This is a genomic window from Pontibaca salina (genome assembly GCF_016307205.1).
GTDB classification, from domain to species: Bacteria; Pseudomonadota; Alphaproteobacteria; order Rhodobacterales; family Rhodobacteraceae; genus Pontibaca; species Pontibaca salina.
Genome location: NZ_JAEIJD010000011.1, coordinates 1 through 17,335, shown reverse-complemented (window position 1 = coordinate 17,335; position 17,335 = coordinate 1). Strand labels below are relative to the sequence as shown.

Here is a 17,335-nt window from a genome sequence, read left to right as displayed (position 1 = left end):
CTTTTCGAGAAACATTCAGGACTTCGCCGGCGCGGCGGCATCCGGCGCACTTTCCGTATCGCCATGGAACAGGGTGACCCGCTCGCCGATCAGGTCAAAGTCGAACTCTTCGCGCGCCATAAGGCTGAGCACCACACAAACGATGGAACTGGCACCATAAGCGGTCAGCGAGCCCAGCAGAACGGTATAGTCATGCAGGAAGCCGTGGAAATACCAGATGAAGAAGATCACCCCGAGGCCTCCCACGATCATCCCGGCGATGCGTCCGAAGAAGCCGAAGGTCATCAGCCCCAGCACCACGCCACCGCCCACGGCCGCGACCACTTCGAAGAAGCCGCCCACCAGCGGGTTGTTCAGCGGCAGCCACTCAAAGCGCACGACGCAGAACAGCGCCAGCGCCGCCACCACCGACCAGATGAAGGCAGCATTGGTGACCCGCTTCCAGTAGCAGCTGACAATCACCGGGAACACGATCGCGCCCCAAAGTGCGCCGACAAAGACCAGCATCACCAGAATATTGAGCGAGAAGCTGGCCAGGATCAGCCCGATAACGGTCGCCACGATCATGGTGATCCGCCCGACCAGCAGCATTTTGCGCGGGTTGGGCCGGCCCTTGGCGATGTTCTTGCCGTAAACGTCGGTCATCATGATCGCCGACAGCGCCGAAAGGTCGGAATCCGCGGTCGAGGACAGCGAACCGATCACCAGCACCAGGAACAGCCCGATCGCCACTGGCGGCAGATAGGCCGAGGCCATCTGCGGAATCAGGTTGTTGAGATCACCCTGATAGGGTTGCATGCCGATCAGCAACGCCATCAGGCCGAGCATGCCCAGACCGATGACAATGGCACCATAACCGACAGTGGCGGTGACGAAGGTGGATTTGATCAGATCCTTGCGCACCGCAAACAGGCGCTGCGCAATGGTCTGGTTGCCGATCGCATAGGCCAGAACCGCAACGAAAAATGGCGCGCCCTGCTCGAGAATCGCCTCACGCGACCAGAAATTTGCCTGTTCGGCGGTGATCCGGCTCAGCCCCTCGGTCATCGCGGCGGTGCCGCCGGCGTTGAGGAACACCCAAGGAATGATCACGACCGCGATCCCCATCATCGCCACCACTTGGGCAAAATCGGTCAGGATCGAGGCCCGGAAACCCGACCAGATCGTGTAGGACAACACCCCGACCCCGGCGATCAGCACGCCGGCCTCGAACGGCAGCGGCGACAGCACGGACACCAGCGCCCCGGCGGCGGTGAAGTTGACCATCAGGCTGATCAGGCTGCCCAGAAGATTGGACACCGCCAGAATCATCTGGCTACCGGGCCCGTGGCGGGCGTGGATGACCTCGGCCAAGGTATGGGCATGCGGGGCCAGTTCGCGAAAGCGCAAGCCGAAGGGAATGATGAACAGGATCATCAGCGCGCCCCAGAACCCGTAATGCATCGGGCCGGACAGGCCGTAATTATACCCTGAAATCGCCGCCCCATAGAACGAGGCCGCCCAGATCCAGGTGGCGGTCATACTGGCGGCGGAAATGCCGAAACCAACCTCGCCGCTGGACACCATGTAGCCGTCAACATTCTCTTTTTTCTTGCCGACAAATGTCGACATGTAAAAGGTCAGACCATAAAATAAAACTAATATAGAGACGATCACCGTGGTCGAGAATTGAAACAAGGGGACGTCTTCCATTTTCCATTGTCCTTTCAGGAACTGGTTAGATTATCTGCACCCGTCAGCGTGAACTAACGGACGGGCCGACCGCTCTGGCCGGCAGTGAATTTCGTGCTGTCGGATTGCTCTGGCAACCTGATCATCCTCTGACAGCTTTCGATAAAGTGCCAGATTTCCCCGCACATTTGTGACGGCCTGATCAGGCAGCGCGCTAAACTTGCATGATACGACCCCCTAACTCAACCCCCCTTCGAAACGCCTTCGAAAATCAAGTTAAGCGATTGATATTAAAGTAAATTATGCCTAAATAACCGGGGTTGACTTTACCGTCCCCGCGTCCAATCCGCGGTCGAACGGCGCAGGCGGACCGCCAGATGCACCGCCAGATAGACGCCAAATCCGACCGGTGCGCTCAACATTAACCCGGCCAAATCCCGCGCCTCGGGCGCGGTCTTCCTGGCGTTGGCCGTGAGGGCGGGAAACTGCCGGTTTACCTCGGCCACGCCGCGGTCCTGCCGGCGGCGCACCCGCACCAGATTGGCGAACCCCTCGACCATCGGCCAGTGATAGCGCGCCGGCACCTCGATGCGCTCGTCCGGCGCGAAATTGAGCCGCACGAAAGTATCGTCCGAGATGATCTCGGGGAATTCCCCCCAGCGCGCCCGCCCGGCCCGGTTCACCGCAAACAGCCCGGCCCCGACCGCGCCGCCCCGCACGAAAGGCAGCCGGGTCCAGAACCCGGCATAGGCTCGGGTCACCCATGAGCGGGCCGGCTGAACCGCCAGGGTTCCGGTGGCATAACGCGGCTGGGCCACGTCCAGCGCCTGTTGCAACTGCCCCAGAAGCGCCGGCTCGCAGCGCACATCCGCATCCAAATAGACCAGCGCCGCGCCGCGCGCACGCTGCTCGGCGGCGTTCAGCGCCGCCAGTTTCCCGCCATCGGCCAGATCAAGCACCACCAGCGCCCAGCCGCGCGCGGCGAATTGCGCGCCAAAAGACTGCGCCACCGCGACGGTCCGGTCCCGGCAGCCATTGGCCGCGACGATGATCTCGCTGGCGGGGGCAGCCCGGTCCTGCGCCAGCAGCGCCGACAGGCAACCGGGCAGATAGTCCTCTTCATCGCGGGCGGCGATGAGCACGCTGAGCGGCCAGTCTGCCGCGCCCCCCGCAGTGCCAATGTCGTGAGGGTCGGTCATCGGGTGGAGCATCCTCGTGGCGCTGTGCGGACTGGGGCACACAGGGCCATATATCGCAACGATTCGCGCCGGGTCCAAGCCCTTCATGGTGCCGGTGCGGCGCCGCACCTTGAAAATGTTCGCCGCACCTGCCAATAGCTCCGGCGGGAATGATCGGGGCCAGCCAATCCGCCCGGCCCCCATGCGCCGCGCACCGCGGTGTGTTTGACAGGAGTTTGCCCCATGGCCCCCGATCCCGACCCCAAAGCCGTCGAGGTCATCGCCCCGAATTTCAAGCGCCGCCTCTCTGGGGTCACCGCCACGGTGGTGCGGCTGGTGCCGTTGCAGGCGCGCGACATCGCGATTGCCGCCACCGGTCCGGCGCTGCCCCCGCATGTGCCGCAGATTCGCCTGCGCGATCTGCTGACCATGCCCCGGCGCGGCCCCTCGGGTGCGCGGGTCTGGCATGCGCGGCGCAATGTCGAGATGCTGGGCGGGCTGGCGCTGAAACTCCTGTTGCGCAAACGGCTGAAATTGCTGTTCACCTCGGCCTCGCAGCGCCACCATAGCGGCCTGACCCGCGCCCTGATCGCGCGGATGGACGGGGTGGTGGCGACCTCGCGCAAAACCGCCGCCTATCTGCAGCGCGACGCCACCGTGATCTTGCACGGGATCGACACCGACACGTTTCAGCCCCCGGCCGACAAGGCCCGGCTCAAGGCCGAACTGGGCCTGCCGCCGGGGCCGCTGATCGGCTGTTACGGGCGGATCCGGGCGCAAAAGGGCACCGATGTGTTCGTCGAGGCGATGATCACGGTGCTGCAATCGCGCCCCGATATGGGCGCCATCGTGATGGGCCGCGCCACCGGCCAGCACCAGGAATTTGAGCGCGGATTGCAGGACAAGGTGGCGCAGGCCGGGCTGGCCGAGCGGCTGCTGTTCTGCCCCGAGGTCGCGACCCATGACATTGCCCGCTGGTATCAGGTGTTGGATCTTTTCGTGGCCCCCCAGCGCTGGGAAGGGTTCGGGCTGACCCCGCTTGAGGCGATGGCCTGCGGCGTGCCGGTGGTCGCCACCACGGTCGGCGCTTTCGAGGAACTGGTGGTTCCGGATGAGACCGGCCATCTGGTGCCCCCCGGCGATGTGGCGGCGATGACCAGCGCGGTTGCAGCCCTGCTGGACGCGCCCGACCGACTGGCGCGCCAATCCGGCGCGGCGCGAAAGCACATGGTAGAGAATTTCCGCATCGAAGACGAGGCCGCCGCCCTGAATGCGGTCTATCGGGCGCTGCTGAAGGATCCGTAGGGGCGGGTGTCGCCATGCAACGAACGCAGCGGTCCGGCTTATAACACTTCGGTTTCAGCCCATTTCATAACGTGGTTCCAGCGTAGCCCGATGTCGCGACGGTGCCGCAAAGAGTGTGCCACGCGCATCCGTCACAGGCTGATCTTACGCGGTTGGCCGTGAACGCCCGGCGCAGCCGCCGGATAAGCGCCGCATCCAGCACCAGCCGCGTACCCGGTCGAATCGCCAGCGTCAGTCGCGCGCCAATCTCGTTTGCGGCGGCCTGATCGCGCGCGACCACATTGCTGCGGTAACAATGCGCCTCTGGATCATCGAGCAAGGGGGCGCAAACCGCGTCCGGACCATCGACGATCTCGACCTCTTCCCCCGCGGCAAGGCGCGCCGCAATCGCGGTCAGGTTCGCCGTGAAGGCAGGGGTATACCCCTTGCCCACATAGGTGAGCACGCAAAGAAGGTGATGGGGGCGCAGCCGCACCGTCATCCGGCCGCGCGCTTCATCCTGCCGCAGATCAGTTTGAGCACCATCGCGGCAAGCGCGGATTTCAGGACTGCGCCGAGCAGGAACGGCACCACTCCGGCCATGATCGCCTGTTTGAGCCCGATAAGAACCGCCAGCCAGGCCGCCCCGATGACGAGACACACAGCGTTGCCGATCAGCATTGCGATGAAGGCCAGCCCGATGCGGTGCCCGCTCCACCCCCGTTCGGCAAGCCGGCCCACGATCATACCGGCGATGGGGAAGGCAAGAAGATAGCCGCCCGTCGGTCCGAGAAAGTGCTGTACTCCGCCAGCCCCTCCGGCCAGGACCGGCAGTCCCGATGCGCCCGCGACAAGCCATGCCGTGATCGTGAGGCCGCCAAGCCGCCAGCCGTAAAGCGCACCGACCAACACCACCGAAAAGGTTTGCAGCGTCACCGGAACGGGGTACATCGGAATCTCGACATATGACGAGACCGCCAGGAACAATGTGCCCAGAATCACCGCCCCGATCTTCCACGCAAGTGAACGGCGGTGCAGGTCGAGGGGGTCGAAAAATGTCTCGGTGGGGCCGGAGATCGAAGCGGTCATTTCTGCTTCCTTCCTGATTATAGATAAAGCTTGTCTTGACGCCAGTGTTGGCCCCAGATTTCGAGTGATTGCAAGAGCGGCGAAAGCTGTTGCGGCGGATGGCCGTGTCGGAAGCTTCCCGAGCTCTCGGGTCAAATCGGCGCGGCATTCTTTGCCGAAACCGGTGGTTTTCATCCGACAGAATCCTATCGTATACCACCAGTCCGATAGAAAATCGCTATCCCAAAGGGGGTGCCCATGCTCGACAAACTGGAAATGTTCATTGCCGTCGCCAAGATCGAACATTTCGGCAAGGCGGCGGAACATCTGGGGATCACCCAGCCGACCCTGTCGACCGGGATCAAAACGCTGGAGGACCAACTGGGCGTGAAGCTGGTTTTTCGCGGTTCGCGCTATGGCGGACTGACCCCCGAGGGGCAAAGCGCCCTGGCCTGGGCGCGCCGCATCGTTGGCGATGCGCGGCAGCTGCGCGACGAGATGCGGTTCAAGAAACACGGGCTGGCCGGGCAATTGCGCATCGCGGTGATCCCCACGGCGCTGACCTGGGCGGCGCAATTGACCGCGAAATTCACCGAGAAACACCCCAAGGTGCGCTTTACCCTGCTGTCGCGCACCTCGATCGAGATCCTGTCGATGATGGACAATCTCGATGTCGATGCCGGGATCACCTATCTCGACAATGAACCCACCGGCAAGGTCAGCACCGAACCGCTCTATCGCGAACATTACATGCTGGTCTGTCGCAAGGATTCGCCCTTTGCCGGCCGCGATTCGGTGGGCTGGAAGGAGTTGGAAGGCGAAAAACTGTGCCTGCTGACCCCGGAAAACCAGAACCGGCGGATCATCAACCGGCATTTCCGCGAGGCCGGGGTCACCCCGGATGCCTGGATCGAATCGGATTCGACCGTGGTGCTGGTGGCCAATGTCGAAGACAGCAGCAATTGGCTGACCATCCTGCCCGCCGATCTGGCGATCTTTCTGTCGCGCGGCAAGGAACTGGATCTGGTGCCGCTGACCGGCACCAGCACCGGCCCGCTGGTCGGGCTGGTCGCCCCCTATCGCGAGCCGCACACCCCGATTCTACAAGCCCTGCTGGGCGCGGCGCGGCGCATGTCCTGCGTTGATTGATAGCGCCTATCAGCTAACGGCATGTTGATATTGATTACTGATCATCTGTCTGGTGTCTTCTGCGAAACACCAGACAGAGGCCAGCAATGCAAAACCCGACGCCAGCCATCCCAGATCCTGAAATTCAGGCCGTGATCGACAAGGACCTGCACCTGGAAGGGCCGCTCTTGCCGATCCTGCACGGTCTGCAGACGACCTTCGGCCATATTCCCGACACGGCAATCGCGCTGGTCGCGGCGGCCCTCAATATCACCAAGGCCGAAGTGCACGGGGTGATGTCCTTCTATCATGATTTCCGCCAAGTCCCGGCCGGCCGGCATGTGCTGCGGATCTGCCGCGCCGAGGCCTGCCAAGCCATGGGCGGCAAAGCGCTGGCCGATGAGACCTTGGCATCGCTGGGGCTGGATTGGCACGGCACCACCGCCAATGGCGCGGTCACGATCGAGCCGGTCTATTGCCTCGGCCTGTGCGCCTGCGCCCCGGCGGCGATGGTCGACGACAAGGTGATCGGGCGGGTCGACAAAGCCCGCATGGACACGATCTTGCAGGAGGCGGGCGCATGAAAATCTACGTTCCTCTGGACAGCGCCGCCAAGGCGCTTGGCGCCGATGCGGTCGCCGCTGCAATCAAAGCCGAGGCCGCCAAACGCGGGCTTGAGGTCACCCTCATCCGCAACGGCAGCCATGGCATGATCTGGCTGGAACCGCTGGTCGAGATCGACACCGGCACCGGACGGCAGGGCTTTGGCCCGGTCACGGTGGCGGATGTGCCGGCGCTGCTCGATGGCAAGATGGCCAGCCTGGGCCCGGTCGAGGAGATTCCGTTCTTTGCCCGCCAGACCCGGCTGACCTTCGCGCGCTGCGGTATCATCGATCCGCTGGATCTGGCCGATTACGAGGCCCATGGCGGCTTGGCCGGGCTGCGCCGCGCGCTCGCCATGAGCGGCCCCGACATCATCAAGGAAGTCACCGATAGCGGCTTGCGCGGCCGTGGCGGCGCAGGCTTTCCGACCGGCATCAAGTGGAACACGGTGATGGAAGCCGAAGCCGTGCAGAAATATATTGTCTGCAACGCCGACGAGGGCGATAGCGGCACTTTCGCCGACCGGATGATCATGGAAGGCGACCCCTTCACCCTGATCGAGGGCATGGCGATCGCCGGGATCGGTGTCGGGGCCACCAAGGGCTATGTCTATCTGCGCTCGGAATATCCCGACGCGATCAACGTGATGAATCAAGCCGTCAAATTGGCCCGGCAGAACCGCCTGCTGGGCGCGGATATCTTGGGCTCGGGCAAGGCGTTCGACATGGAAATCCGGGTCGGCGCCGGGGCCTATGTCTGCGGCGAGGAAACCTCGCTGCTGAACTCTATGGAGGGCAAGCGCGGCGAGGTCCGCTTCAAGCCGCCCCTGCCCGCGCTTGAGGGCTTCATGGGCCGGCCCACGGTGGTCAATAACGTGATCAGCCTGGCCACGGTGCCGGTGATTTTCGAAAAGGGCGCTGCCCATTACGCCGATTTCGGCCTGGGCCGCTCGAAAGGCACGATGCCGATCCAGATCGCCGGCAATGTGAAATATGGCGGGCTGTTTGAGACCGCCTTTGGCATGCCCTTGGGCGAATTGGTCAATGACGTGGCCGGCGGCACCGCCTCGGGCCATCCGGTGCGGGCGGTGCAGGTCGGCGGCCCGCTCGGGGCCTATATGCCGCCCGCGAAATTCGACACGCCCTTTGCCTATGAGGAATTCGACGGCCAGGAGGCGCTGATCGGCCATGCCGGGATCGTGGTGTTCGACGATAGCGTCGACATGTTGCAGATGGCCCGTTTCGCGATGGAATTCTGTTCCGTCGAAAGCTGCGGCAAATGCACCCCCTGCCGGATCGGCTCGGTGCGCGGCGTCGAGACCATCGACCGGATCGCGCGCGGCGATGCGGACGCGATTCCGCTGCTGGCCGATCTTTGCGACACCATGACCGATGGTTCGCTCTGCGCCCTTGGCGGGTTCACCCCCTATCCGGTGATGTCCGCCCTGACCCATTTCCCCGAAGATTTTGCCACCGTGAAGGAGGCCGCAGAATGAAAGATTTCATCCTCCCCGATGACCGCGACATGGGCACCCCGGCCCGCACCGGCGCCCCGGTCACCCTGACCATCGACGGGTTCGAGATCACCGTGCCCGAAGGCACTTCGGTGATGCGCGCCGCCGCCGAGGCCGGTCTGCAGATCCCCAAGCTCTGTGCGTCGGACAATCTCGAGGCCTATGGCTCCTGTCGGCTCTGCGTGGTCGAGATCGAAGGCCGCCGCGGCACCCCGGCCTCCTGCACCACCCCGGTGGCCGAGGGCATGGCGGTGCGCACCCAGACCCCGCGCGTCAAGAAGATCCGCAAAGGGGTGATGGAGCTTTATATTTCGGACCATCCGCTGGATTGTCTGACCTGCGCCGCCAATGGCGATTGCGAATTGCAGGATATGGCCGGCGCGGTCGGCCTGCGCGACATGCGCTATGAACCGGGCCAGAACCATTACGATCCGTTTGGCATCGGCACGCTCGCGCAGGGCGACGCGCGGGCCCGCTCCACCGGCGATCTGGGCAACCCGGATTACATCCCCAAGGACGACTCCAACCCCTATTTCACCTATGACCCCAGCAAATGTATCGTCTGTTCGCGCTGTGTGCGCGCCTGCGAAGAGGTCCAGGGCACGTTCGCGCTGACCATTGAGGGGCGCGGTTTTGACAGCCGGGTCTCGGCGGGCGCGGCGCTGGATGATTTCATGTCTTCCGATTGCGTCAGCTGCGGCGCCTGTGTGCAGGCCTGCCCGACCGCGACGCTGCAGGAGAAATCGGTCACTGAACTGGGCACGCCGGACCGGTCGGTGATCACCACCTGCGCCTATTGCGGGGTCGGCTGTTCCTTCAAGGCCGAGCTGAACGGCGACGAACTGGTGCGCATGGTGCCCTATAAACACGGCAAGGCCAATCGCGGCCATTCTTGCGTCAAAGGCCGCTTCGCCTATGGCTATGCCAGCCACAAGGACCGCATCCTCAGCCCGATGATCCGCGACTCGGTGGATGAGCCCTGGCAGGAGGTCAGCTGGGACGAAGCCCTGACCTTCGCCGCCGACCGCATGCGCGGATTGCAGGAAAAATACGGCAAGCGCTCGGTCGGGGTGATCACCTCGAGCCGCTGCACCAATGAAGAAACCTATCTGGTGCAAAAGCTGACCCGCGCCGTGTTCGGCAACAACAACACCGACACCTGCGCCCGGGTCTGCCACTCGCCCACCGGCTATGGGCTGGGCCAGACCTTCGGCACCTCCGCCGGCACCCAGGATTTCGACTCGGTCGCGGAAACCGATGTCATGCTGTTGATCGGGGCCAACCCCACCGATGCGCACCCGGTCTTTGCCAGCCGGATGAAAAAGCGCCTGCGCGAGGGTGCCAAGATCATCGTCATCGATCCACGCCGGATCGATCTGGTGCGTTCGGCCCATATCGAGGCTTCGCATCATCTGGCCCTGCGCCCGGGCACCAATGTGGCCGTGGTCTCGGCGCTGGCCCATGTCATCGTCACCGAAGGCCTGATGGATCAGGAGTACATCCGCGCGCGCTGTGACTGGGACGAATTCCAGGACTATGCCGAATTCATCAGCGACGCGCGCCACAGCCCCGAAGCCACCGAAGCGCTGACCGGGGTGCCCGCCGCCGAACTGCGCGCCGCCGCGCGTCTGTTCGCCACCGGCGGCAATGGCGCGATCTATTACGGCCTTGGGGTGACCGAACACAGCCAGGGCTCGACCACCGTGATGGGGATCGCCAACCTTGCCATGCTGACCGGCAATGTCGGGCGCAATGGCGTGGGGGTGAACCCGCTGCGCGGCCAGAACAACGTGCAGGGTGCCTGCGACATGGGCAGTTTCCCCCATGAACTGCCCGGCTATCGCCATGTGAAAAATGACGATGTGCGCGACATCTATGAAGAGATCTGGGGCGTGCCGATCGACTCTGAGCCGGGTCTGCGCATCCCCAACATGCTGGATGCCGCGGTCGCGGGCACCTTCAAGGGACTCTATTGTCAGGGCGAGGACATCCTGCAATCGGACCCGGATACCAAACATGTCGCCGCCGGTCTGGCCGCCATGGAATGCGTCATCGTGCATGACCTGTTTTTGAACGAGACCGCGAATTACGCCCATGTGTTCCTGCCCGGATCGACCTTTCTGGAAAAGGACGGCACCTTCACCAATGCCGAGCGCCGCATCAACCGCGTGCGCGAGGTAATGAAACCGCTGAACGGCTATGCCGATTGGGAAGTGACCCAGATGCTGGCCCAGGCGATGGGGGCCGATTGGAATTACACCCATCCCAGCCAAATCATGGACGAGATCGCCGCGACCACGCCCAGCTTTGCCGGGGTCTCCTATGATATGCTCGAGGAAAAAGGCTCGGTGCAATGGCCCTGTAACGAAGACAGCCCCGACGGCATGCCCTTGATGCATGTGGACGGGTTCATGCGCGGCAAGGGCCGGTTCATCGTGACCGAATATGTCGCCACCGATGAAAAGACCGGGCCGCGCTTCCCGCTCTTGCTGACCACCGGGCGGATTCTGTCGCAATATAATGTCGGGGCCCAGACCCGGCGCACCGCCAACAGCGAATGGCATGATCAGGATCTGTTGGAAATCCACCCCAATGACGCCGAATTGCGCGGCATCACGGACGGACAGTGGATCAAGCTGGCCTCGCGCGCGGGGGAAACCACCTTGCGCGCGCTGATCTCGGAGCGGATGTCGCCGGGGGTGGTCTATACCACCTTCCACCATCCCGACACCCAGGCCAATGTGATCACCACCGATTTCTCGGACTGGGCCACCAATTGCCCGGAATATAAGGTGACGGCGGTGCAGGTCTCGCATTCCAACGGCCCGACCGACTGGCAGGAGGAATACAGCGCCCAAGCCGCGCAGGCGCGCCGTATCCTGCCGGCGGCGGAATAGCGCCATGACCGCACCCGGCGTCGTCCACAGCATGGCGGGTCTTTCAGTCCGGCAGGACGGCGCGCGGGCTGTGGTGCGCAGCCTGCCCGAGGAAACCCCGATCGCGGTGGTCTTTGACGGGACCACCGCGGCGGTGATGATGGCCAGCCCCGAGGACCTGCGCGATTTCGCCATGGGCTTTGCCCTGACCGAAGGGTTCATTGCCTCCCCCGCCGACGTGGCCGAATTCGAAATCGCCCGGCACGATCTGGGCATCGAGGCCCGGTTCTGGCTGCACGCGGATCGCGCGGCGGCGCTCCGGGCGCGGCGGCGCAATATGCTGGGCCCGGTCGGCTGCGGTCTGTGCGGCATCGACAGTCTGGAACAGGCGATCCGCCCGCTGCCGGTGCTGGCTGCCGATGGGCTGCGGCTGCGCCAAGGCGAGGTGGCGGCGGCGACCGCAGCCCTGCGCGCACATCAGCCGCTGCACGATCAGACCCGCGCGGTCCATGCGGCCGGGTTCCTGCGCCAAGGCGCCGGCATGGTTCTGGCGCGCGAGGATGTGGGGCGGCACAATGCGCTGGACAAGCTGATCGGGGCGATGGCGGCGCAAGGGATTGACCCGCGGCACGGCGCGATCGTGCTGACCTCGCGGATCTCGGTCGAGATGGTGCAAAAGACCGTCATCGCCGGCTGTCCCGTATTGATCGCGGTCTCCGCCCCCACCGCCCATGCGCTGCGCTTGGCAAAAGGGGCCGGGCTGACCCTGGCCGCCTTTGCCCGCGGCGAGGGGTTCGACCTCTATTCCCATCCCGAACGTATCTCTACAGGAGCTTGCAATGCAGCCTGACAAACTGATCATGATGGCCAATCAGATCGCCACCTTCTTCCAGTCGCAGCCGGGCACGGGTCAGGCCGAAAGCGTGGCCGCCCATCTCAACGATTTCTGGGAGCCGCGCATGCGGCAGCAACTGGCCGAATATGTGGCAAGCGGCGGTCCGGGCCTGAGCCCTCTGGCCCGCGACGCCATCCCCCATGTCCGGGTGCCGGTCGAGTGAGGGCATCTGAGGGCGCGCGAATTCGCGCAGCCTGATCCGCGCGCATTCTCCAATCAGGCAAAGCGTTTCGGGCTAGCACCGGGGCGCTTTTGGCCTGTGCGGCGGGCCCGCGCCGCCAAAAGCTTGCGCAGCGCCCGGCTTGTGGCCCATATCCGCCCCGACCGAGCAGAGGGGGGCCAAACGGTGATATATGCACAACATGCCTTGCTGGGCGCAGAATGGGCGCGCGATGTCCGGGTGACGGTCCGGGCGGGCACGATCACCGGGGTTGAGCGCAACGTGCCGCCGCTGCCGGGGGATGTGCGCGTCGACACGTTGCTGCCGGCACCGGCCAATCTGCACAGCCATGCGTTCCAGCGCGCGATGGCCGGGCGCACCGAATTCCGCAAGGCCGGACGCGACAGTTTCTGGACCTGGCGCGAGGTGATGTATCGCTTTGTCGACCGCCTGACCCCCGAACAGATCGAAGCGATCGCCGCTTTCGCCTTCATGGAAATGCAGGAGGCGGGCTATGCCGCCGTGGGCGAGTTCCACTATCTGCACCACCAGCGGGGCGGCGCGCCTTATGATGACCGCGCGGAATTGTCCTGTCGCATCATGGCGGCGGCACAGCAGACCGGGATCGGCCTGACCCATCTGCCGGTGCTCTACAGCTATGGCGGCGCCGGGCGGGTGCCGCTGGAACCGGGGCAGTTGCGCTTTGGCAATGATGTCGCGGCGTTTCTCGACCTCACCGCCGCCGCGCGGACGGCTTTGCGCGATCTGCCCAAGGACGCGCGGATCGGCCTCGCGCCGCATTCCCTGCGGGCCACCGCGCCCGAGGATCTGCGCACGGTTCTGGCTGCCCATGACAGCGGCCCGATCCATATCCACGCTGCCGAACAACCGGCCGAAGTGGCCGCCATCGAAGCCTGGCTGGGCCAGCGCCCGGTGGCATGGCTGCTGGATCAGGCCGGGGTCAATCCGGACTGGTGCCTGATCCATGCCACCCATATGACGCCCGACGAGACCCGCCGACTGGCCGCCTCGGGGGCCACCGCCGGTCTGTGTCCCGTCACCGAAGCCAATCTGGGCGACGGCCCGTTCAACGGCGCCGCCTATCTGCGCGCCGGGGGCGGCTTTGGCCTGGGCACAGATTCGAATATCGCAATATCTCTTTTTGGGGAATTACGTATTCTGGAATACTCGCAAAGGTTGCGTGATCTGGCGCGCAATGTGCTGATCGCAGGCGAGGGCTCGGTCGGGCAGACGCTGTATATTGGCGCGGCGCGGGGCGGGGCCCAGGCGCTGGGGCGCAAGGCCGGCGTGATCGCGACAGACCATCTGGCCGATCTGGTCGCCATCGACAGCACCCACCCGAGCCTCTGCGCCCTGCCCCGCGCACAGATCTTGGACGGGCTGGTTTTCGCCTGTGAAAGCAATGCTGTAACCGATCTCTGGTCGGCCGGGCGCCATGCGGTAAAAGCCGGGCGCCACATCGCGCGCGCGCCGATCACCGCCGCCTGGCGCGCGGCCATCGCCGCGTTAACGACCGCAGCCTGAGCCGCGCCGCAGCCCGCGCCGGGGTGGTTTTCAAAGCTCTGAACCGGGGCGGCTCTTGACCGATTGCATACAATGGTGAACAGAAGGCTTGACAGTCCGGCGGTCACAATGGTTTCCTGTCTTTTAAATTAGTTTCCTGCAAGGGCAGCGTTTGCATCGTAAGAATGCCGGGAAAAGTCTCGAATTAACGGACGGAGCGAAACCGCTGACAACTGGAAAATCGAATAACAAGAAGGCCACTGTCCCCTATCGGCAGTCACCGGCCCGTATCGATCAAAGTCCAACATATCACTGACTAGGGAGGGAATCATGACCCACAGAATACCTGTTTCCACAAAAGCCCGGCATTGGCCTGCCCGGGCGGTGCCGCGATCAGCGGCCCATGTCTTCGAGCGGGGGCGGTACAAATGACCCAAGCCAGCGATACCCTCGAATATGAACAGGGCAACCTGCAGACCGGCACCAATTGGTGGGGCGCGTTCGTCATCGGTCTGGCCGGCACCATCCTTGTCACCGGTGCCGCCCCCGCCTTCCTGACGGTGTTCGGGGCCTCCTATATCCCCTTCATCACCTTCTTCACCCTGACCGGCGTGGTCTTGTGCCTGTTGCTGGCGGAACTCTCGGCGATGATGCCGGGGCGGACCGGCGGCTCGCCCTCCTATGCCTATCCGGCCTATAAGGAACGCTTTCCCCGTCTGGCCCCGCATATCAACGGCATTACCGCCTGGATGTACTGGGTCGGCTGGATGCCGGTGGCGCCGCTGAACATGATCCTGGCGTCGTTCTATATCACCCATCTGTTCGGTCTGGACACCACCGCCGGAATCCAGCCGATCAGCACCTTCATTCCCTATTGGACGCTGGCGATCACTGCGGTTGGCCTGATGCTGTTGTCGATCCCGGCCTATCTGGGCATCCGCTTCGGCACCTCGATGGCCACCATCCTGGCGGTGCTGTCGATGATCCCCCTGACCTTCCTGTCGATCGGGTTCATCTTCAATCTGGACGCTGCCAATTGGGCCGAGCTGGCCTGGTTCCCGCATCTTGACGGGTCCAGTTTCTCATCCCCGATCGACGGCTACCCGGCCTGGATCATGTATATCGCCTATGCGTTTCCATTGTTGTGGACGGTGATCGCCTATGAGGCCGCCGCCTGCTATATCGGCGAGTGCAAACATCCCGGACGCGACGCCAAGATCGCCATGACACTGGAAGGCGGCTATGGGGTGTTCGTCTACACGATGCTGCCGATCTCCTTCGTGGTGATTCTCGGGGCACAGGCGCTCTCCGATCCTGAACTGGTCGACCCCAAGACGATGTTCGTCACCTTCGCGTCCAGCGTCTTCCCCGGTATCGGCGGCAAGGTGATGGAATGGATGATGGCGATCATGCTGATCATCGCGCTGGTGCTGTCGGCGCTGAACTCGCTGATGGGCTGTTCGCGCTCGCTCTACCAGATGTCGCTGGACGGGCAGTTTCCCAAGTTCTACCAGCACCTCAACAAGAACCACGTTCCGGACCGGGCAATGATGACCAATGTCGGCGCCAGCCTCCTGATCGCGTTCATGGGCGGGGCCATCGAGATCTATTCGTTCTCGAACGTGGGCTATCTGGGATCCTTTGTTCCGGTGCTGATCGGGTACTACCTGCTGCGCAATGACCGGCCCAATGTCCACCGGCCGTTCCGTCTGCCGGAATACTTCAAGTATATCGCGCTGATACTGGCGGCATTGTACTTCTTTGTCTGGCTGGTCGGTGGTATCATCTACTCGACGATCGGCGGACAGGCGACGTACTACTATCTCGGTGTGGGGGCGATCTTCATGTATCTGCCGCTGTACTGGTACCGCAAATGGGAAGATCGCCGCGATGGCAGTGTGTCGGTCCCAACGGTCGCCGAGTAAGGAAAGGGGAAGGGCAGGATGATCCGTAATCTTTTCAGACGCTCACGGAAAACCGACAACGGTGAACCCGTGCGCCATATTCTGATCGCCTCCGAAGGTCGCCGCATCAGCAATGACGTGATCGACCTGGCCGTGGACATGTTACATGACCACGGAGGGCACGCCACGGTTCTGACCGTGGCGCGGCTCTGGGGCACCAGTTTCGGCCTGCCCAACCCCGGCCTACGCCCCAGCAAACGCGAGATGGACGAGCAGAAGGACAACATGTTCCAGGCGCTCGACCGGCTCAACGCAGCTGGTATCGAAGCGGGTGGTCACATCGTGACCACCCGCCACCCCCTGAAAAGCATCCGCAAACAGGCGCTGGAAAAGAACTGCGATGCGATCATCATGGGTGCGGATCGCCGCCAGCCATGGTTCTTGCGCAACTTCATGTGGAGCCAGGAGCCGTACCGCATCCGCGCCCGCGTCCCGCTGCCGGTATATCTGGTCTGTCCGGCTGCGACCCCGTCCGGATCGGCACCGCGCCGCCGCCGACCGCGCCGCATCAGCGTCGCAAAACAATGATCTTGCGGGCGATCGTTCCTGAGCGCCCACGCTTCTGAAAACCGCTCCCGTCGTGCTCTGGCGCAGCCTCTGCCGTGGGGCGACCGCAGAAATCGTTCCAGAACAGATCGCCTGATCCGTGGCCACGCCGCCCCGGCGCATGAATCCTGCGCGCCGATGTATCAAAATCGCGTCGAGAGACTATATTGATAAGGAAGCCTCTGACAAAAAAAGGAGAAAAGCGTTGTACAAACACATTCTGATGTCGACCGACGGTTCCGAATTGGCCATGAAAGGGGTCAAGCACGGGCTTGATCTGGCTAAGAAATGCGGCGGCAAGGTCACCGTGATCACGGTCAACCAGCCCTATCCTTTGCAAAGCGCGGCGACGACAGATTCCTGGGCCCAGGCCCAGAAAACCCACGCCGATGAGGCCCTGGCCGCGGTCTTTGATGCCGCCAAGGCTGTCGACGTTGAAATCGACGCCCGGCAGGTGACCGACCACACTCCTGCCGAAGCGATCGTCGAGGCCGCCGAGACCCTGGGCTGTGACCTGATCGTCATGGCCTCCCATGGCCGGCGCGGCGTCAGCCGCCTGCTGCTGGGCAGCCAGACCGCCGAAGTGGTCAGCCACAGCCCGATCCCGGTGCTGGTGGTCCGCTAGGCTTTTCCGGATTTCTCTGTAAGAGCGGATCTCGCAATCCGCTGCGGACAGCCCCCATGCGGGGCTGTTCTGTTTTGCCGCGCCCGTCGTTTGCGCTTTGCAAGGGCGTTACCAGATCATGTCGATGATCCGCCCATCGCTATGCTGGCAAACACCAACACCGCCACCGATTCAGCCCGCGCGTCTTGCCGCATCGGGATCATCCGAACCGCCGCTGGGGACCAAAGCGCGCACCAGGTCGCGCATTTCCAGCAAGCCGACCTGTTGTCCGTCCTGCATCACCCGGTACTGTTTGGTGGT

15 protein-coding genes are annotated in these 17,335 nt (G+C 63.6%); 11 read left to right on the top strand and 4 right to left on the bottom strand.

What is annotated here, in order from left to right; genetic code table 11:
* Nucleotides 1-15: 15 nt before the first annotated feature.
* A complete protein-coding gene (locus tag JAO82_RS11995; RefSeq protein ID WP_198686627.1) occupies nucleotides 16-1,692 on the bottom strand; it encodes a sodium:solute symporter family protein in 1,677 nt (558 codons plus the stop codon).
* 305 nt (nucleotides 1,693-1,997) lie between these two features.
* A complete protein-coding gene (locus JAO82_RS11990; protein ID WP_198686626.1) occupies nucleotides 1,998-2,870 on the bottom strand; it encodes a glycosyltransferase in 873 nt (290 codons plus the stop codon).
* Between the two features lie 222 nt (nucleotides 2,871-3,092).
* Between JAO82_RS11990 and JAO82_RS11985 the strand changes: the two genes are divergently transcribed.
* Nucleotides 3,093-4,154: a glycosyltransferase family 4 protein gene (locus tag JAO82_RS11985; RefSeq protein ID WP_198686625.1), complete on the top strand. Its 1,062-nt coding sequence runs from the start codon at nucleotides 3,093-3,095 to the stop codon at nucleotides 4,152-4,154.
* Between the two features lie 64 nt (nucleotides 4,155-4,218).
* On the opposite strand, the gene JAO82_RS11980 is transcribed toward JAO82_RS11985, so the two are convergent.
* On the bottom strand, nucleotides 4,219-4,635 hold the full coding sequence (locus JAO82_RS11980; RefSeq protein WP_198686624.1) for a DUF1284 domain-containing protein: 417 nt from the start codon (nucleotides 4,633-4,635) through the stop codon (nucleotides 4,219-4,221).
* Entirely contained in the window at nucleotides 4,632-5,222 is a 591-nt protein-coding gene (locus JAO82_RS11975; protein WP_198686623.1) for a biotin transporter BioY, read from the bottom strand. Before JAO82_RS11975 ends, JAO82_RS11980 begins: the two co-directional genes overlap by 4 nt.
* A gap of 237 nt (nucleotides 5,223-5,459) precedes the next feature.
* Between JAO82_RS11975 and JAO82_RS11970 the strand changes: the two genes are divergently transcribed.
* The 10 genes from JAO82_RS11970 to JAO82_RS11925 all read left to right on the top strand — a co-directional run bounded on the left by JAO82_RS11970 (nucleotide 5,460) and on the right by JAO82_RS11925 (nucleotide 17,035).
* A complete protein-coding gene (locus JAO82_RS11970; RefSeq protein WP_198686622.1) occupies nucleotides 5,460-6,350 on the top strand; it encodes a LysR family transcriptional regulator in 891 nt (296 codons plus the stop codon).
* Between the two features lie 86 nt (nucleotides 6,351-6,436).
* Nucleotides 6,437-6,913 carry a formate dehydrogenase subunit gamma gene (locus tag JAO82_RS11965; RefSeq protein WP_198686621.1) on the top strand — a complete coding sequence of 159 codons (477 nt, stop codon included), beginning with the start codon at nucleotides 6,437-6,439 and terminating at the stop codon, nucleotides 6,911-6,913.
* Complete coding sequence (locus tag JAO82_RS11960) at nucleotides 6,910-8,427, top strand: formate dehydrogenase beta subunit (RefSeq protein ID WP_198686620.1); 1,518 nt, start codon at nucleotides 6,910-6,912, stop codon at nucleotides 8,425-8,427. The genes JAO82_RS11965 and JAO82_RS11960 overlap by 4 nt, the downstream gene beginning before the upstream one ends.
* Nucleotides 8,424-11,342 carry a formate dehydrogenase subunit alpha gene (fdhF, locus tag JAO82_RS11955; RefSeq protein WP_198686619.1) on the top strand — a complete coding sequence of 973 codons (2,919 nt, stop codon included), beginning with the start codon at nucleotides 8,424-8,426 and terminating at the stop codon, nucleotides 11,340-11,342. Before JAO82_RS11960 ends, fdhF begins: the two co-directional genes overlap by 4 nt.
* Nucleotides 11,343-11,346: 4 nt before the next feature.
* The gene (gene fdhD / locus JAO82_RS11950; protein WP_198686618.1) at nucleotides 11,347-12,171 is read left to right on the top strand and encodes a formate dehydrogenase accessory sulfurtransferase FdhD; all 825 of its coding nucleotides are present in this window, start codon (nucleotides 11,347-11,349) and stop codon (nucleotides 12,169-12,171) included.
* The gene (locus JAO82_RS11945) at nucleotides 12,161-12,379 is read left to right on the top strand and encodes a formate dehydrogenase subunit delta (RefSeq protein WP_198686617.1); all 219 of its coding nucleotides are present in this window, start codon (nucleotides 12,161-12,163) and stop codon (nucleotides 12,377-12,379) included. The genes fdhD and JAO82_RS11945 overlap by 11 nt, the downstream gene beginning before the upstream one ends.
* A 183-nt stretch (nucleotides 12,380-12,562) precedes the next feature.
* Complete coding sequence (locus JAO82_RS11940; protein WP_198686616.1) at nucleotides 12,563-13,921, top strand: formimidoylglutamate deiminase; 1,359 nt, start codon at nucleotides 12,563-12,565, stop codon at nucleotides 13,919-13,921.
* Nucleotides 13,922-14,328: 407 nt separating this feature from the next.
* Complete coding sequence (locus tag JAO82_RS11935; RefSeq protein ID WP_198686615.1) at nucleotides 14,329-15,825, top strand: APC family permease; 1,497 nt, start codon at nucleotides 14,329-14,331, stop codon at nucleotides 15,823-15,825.
* Between the two features lie 18 nt (nucleotides 15,826-15,843).
* The gene (locus JAO82_RS11930) at nucleotides 15,844-16,392 is read left to right on the top strand and encodes a universal stress protein (RefSeq protein ID WP_198686614.1); all 549 of its coding nucleotides are present in this window, start codon (nucleotides 15,844-15,846) and stop codon (nucleotides 16,390-16,392) included.
* A gap of 139 nt (nucleotides 16,393-16,531) precedes the next feature.
* Nucleotides 16,532-17,035 (top strand): universal stress protein, encoded by a 504-nt coding sequence (locus JAO82_RS11925; RefSeq protein ID WP_232897371.1) that lies wholly within the window; start codon nucleotides 16,532-16,534, stop codon nucleotides 17,033-17,035.
* Nucleotides 17,036-17,335: the final 300 nt, after the last annotated feature.

Excerpts from the sequence above, each read along its gene's own strand:
- JAO82_RS11985 (WP_198686625.1), top strand. The coding sequence starts at position 3,093 with ATGGCCCCCGATCCCGACCCCAAAGCCGTCGAGGTCATCGCCCCGAAT.
- JAO82_RS11980 (WP_198686624.1), bottom strand. The coding sequence starts at position 4,635 with ATGACGGTGCGGCTGCGCCCCCATCACCTTCTTTGCGTGCTCACCTAT.
- JAO82_RS11930 (WP_198686614.1), top strand. The coding sequence starts at position 15,844 with ATGATCCGTAATCTTTTCAGACGCTCACGGAAAACCGACAACGGTGAA.
- fdhD (WP_198686618.1), top strand. The coding sequence starts at position 11,347 with ATGACCGCACCCGGCGTCGTCCACAGCATGGCGGGTCTTTCAGTCCGG.
- JAO82_RS11970 (WP_198686622.1), top strand. The coding sequence starts at position 5,460 with ATGCTCGACAAACTGGAAATGTTCATTGCCGTCGCCAAGATCGAACAT.
- JAO82_RS11965 (WP_198686621.1), top strand. The coding sequence starts at position 6,437 with ATGCAAAACCCGACGCCAGCCATCCCAGATCCTGAAATTCAGGCCGTG.
- JAO82_RS11960 (WP_198686620.1), top strand. The coding sequence starts at position 6,910 with ATGAAAATCTACGTTCCTCTGGACAGCGCCGCCAAGGCGCTTGGCGCC.
- JAO82_RS11975 (WP_198686623.1), bottom strand. The coding sequence starts at position 5,222 with ATGACCGCTTCGATCTCCGGCCCCACCGAGACATTTTTCGACCCCCTC.
- JAO82_RS11925 (WP_232897371.1), top strand. The coding sequence starts at position 16,532 with ATGAATCCTGCGCGCCGATGTATCAAAATCGCGTCGAGAGACTATATT.
- fdhF (WP_198686619.1), top strand. The coding sequence starts at position 8,424 with ATGAAAGATTTCATCCTCCCCGATGACCGCGACATGGGCACCCCGGCC.
- JAO82_RS11995 (WP_198686627.1), bottom strand. The coding sequence starts at position 1,692 with ATGGAAGACGTCCCCTTGTTTCAATTCTCGACCACGGTGATCGTCTCT.
- JAO82_RS11935 (WP_198686615.1), top strand. The coding sequence starts at position 14,329 with ATGACCCAAGCCAGCGATACCCTCGAATATGAACAGGGCAACCTGCAG.
- JAO82_RS11945 (WP_198686617.1), top strand. The coding sequence starts at position 12,161 with ATGCAGCCTGACAAACTGATCATGATGGCCAATCAGATCGCCACCTTC.
- JAO82_RS11990 (WP_198686626.1), bottom strand. The coding sequence starts at position 2,870 with ATGACCGACCCTCACGACATTGGCACTGCGGGGGGCGCGGCAGACTGG.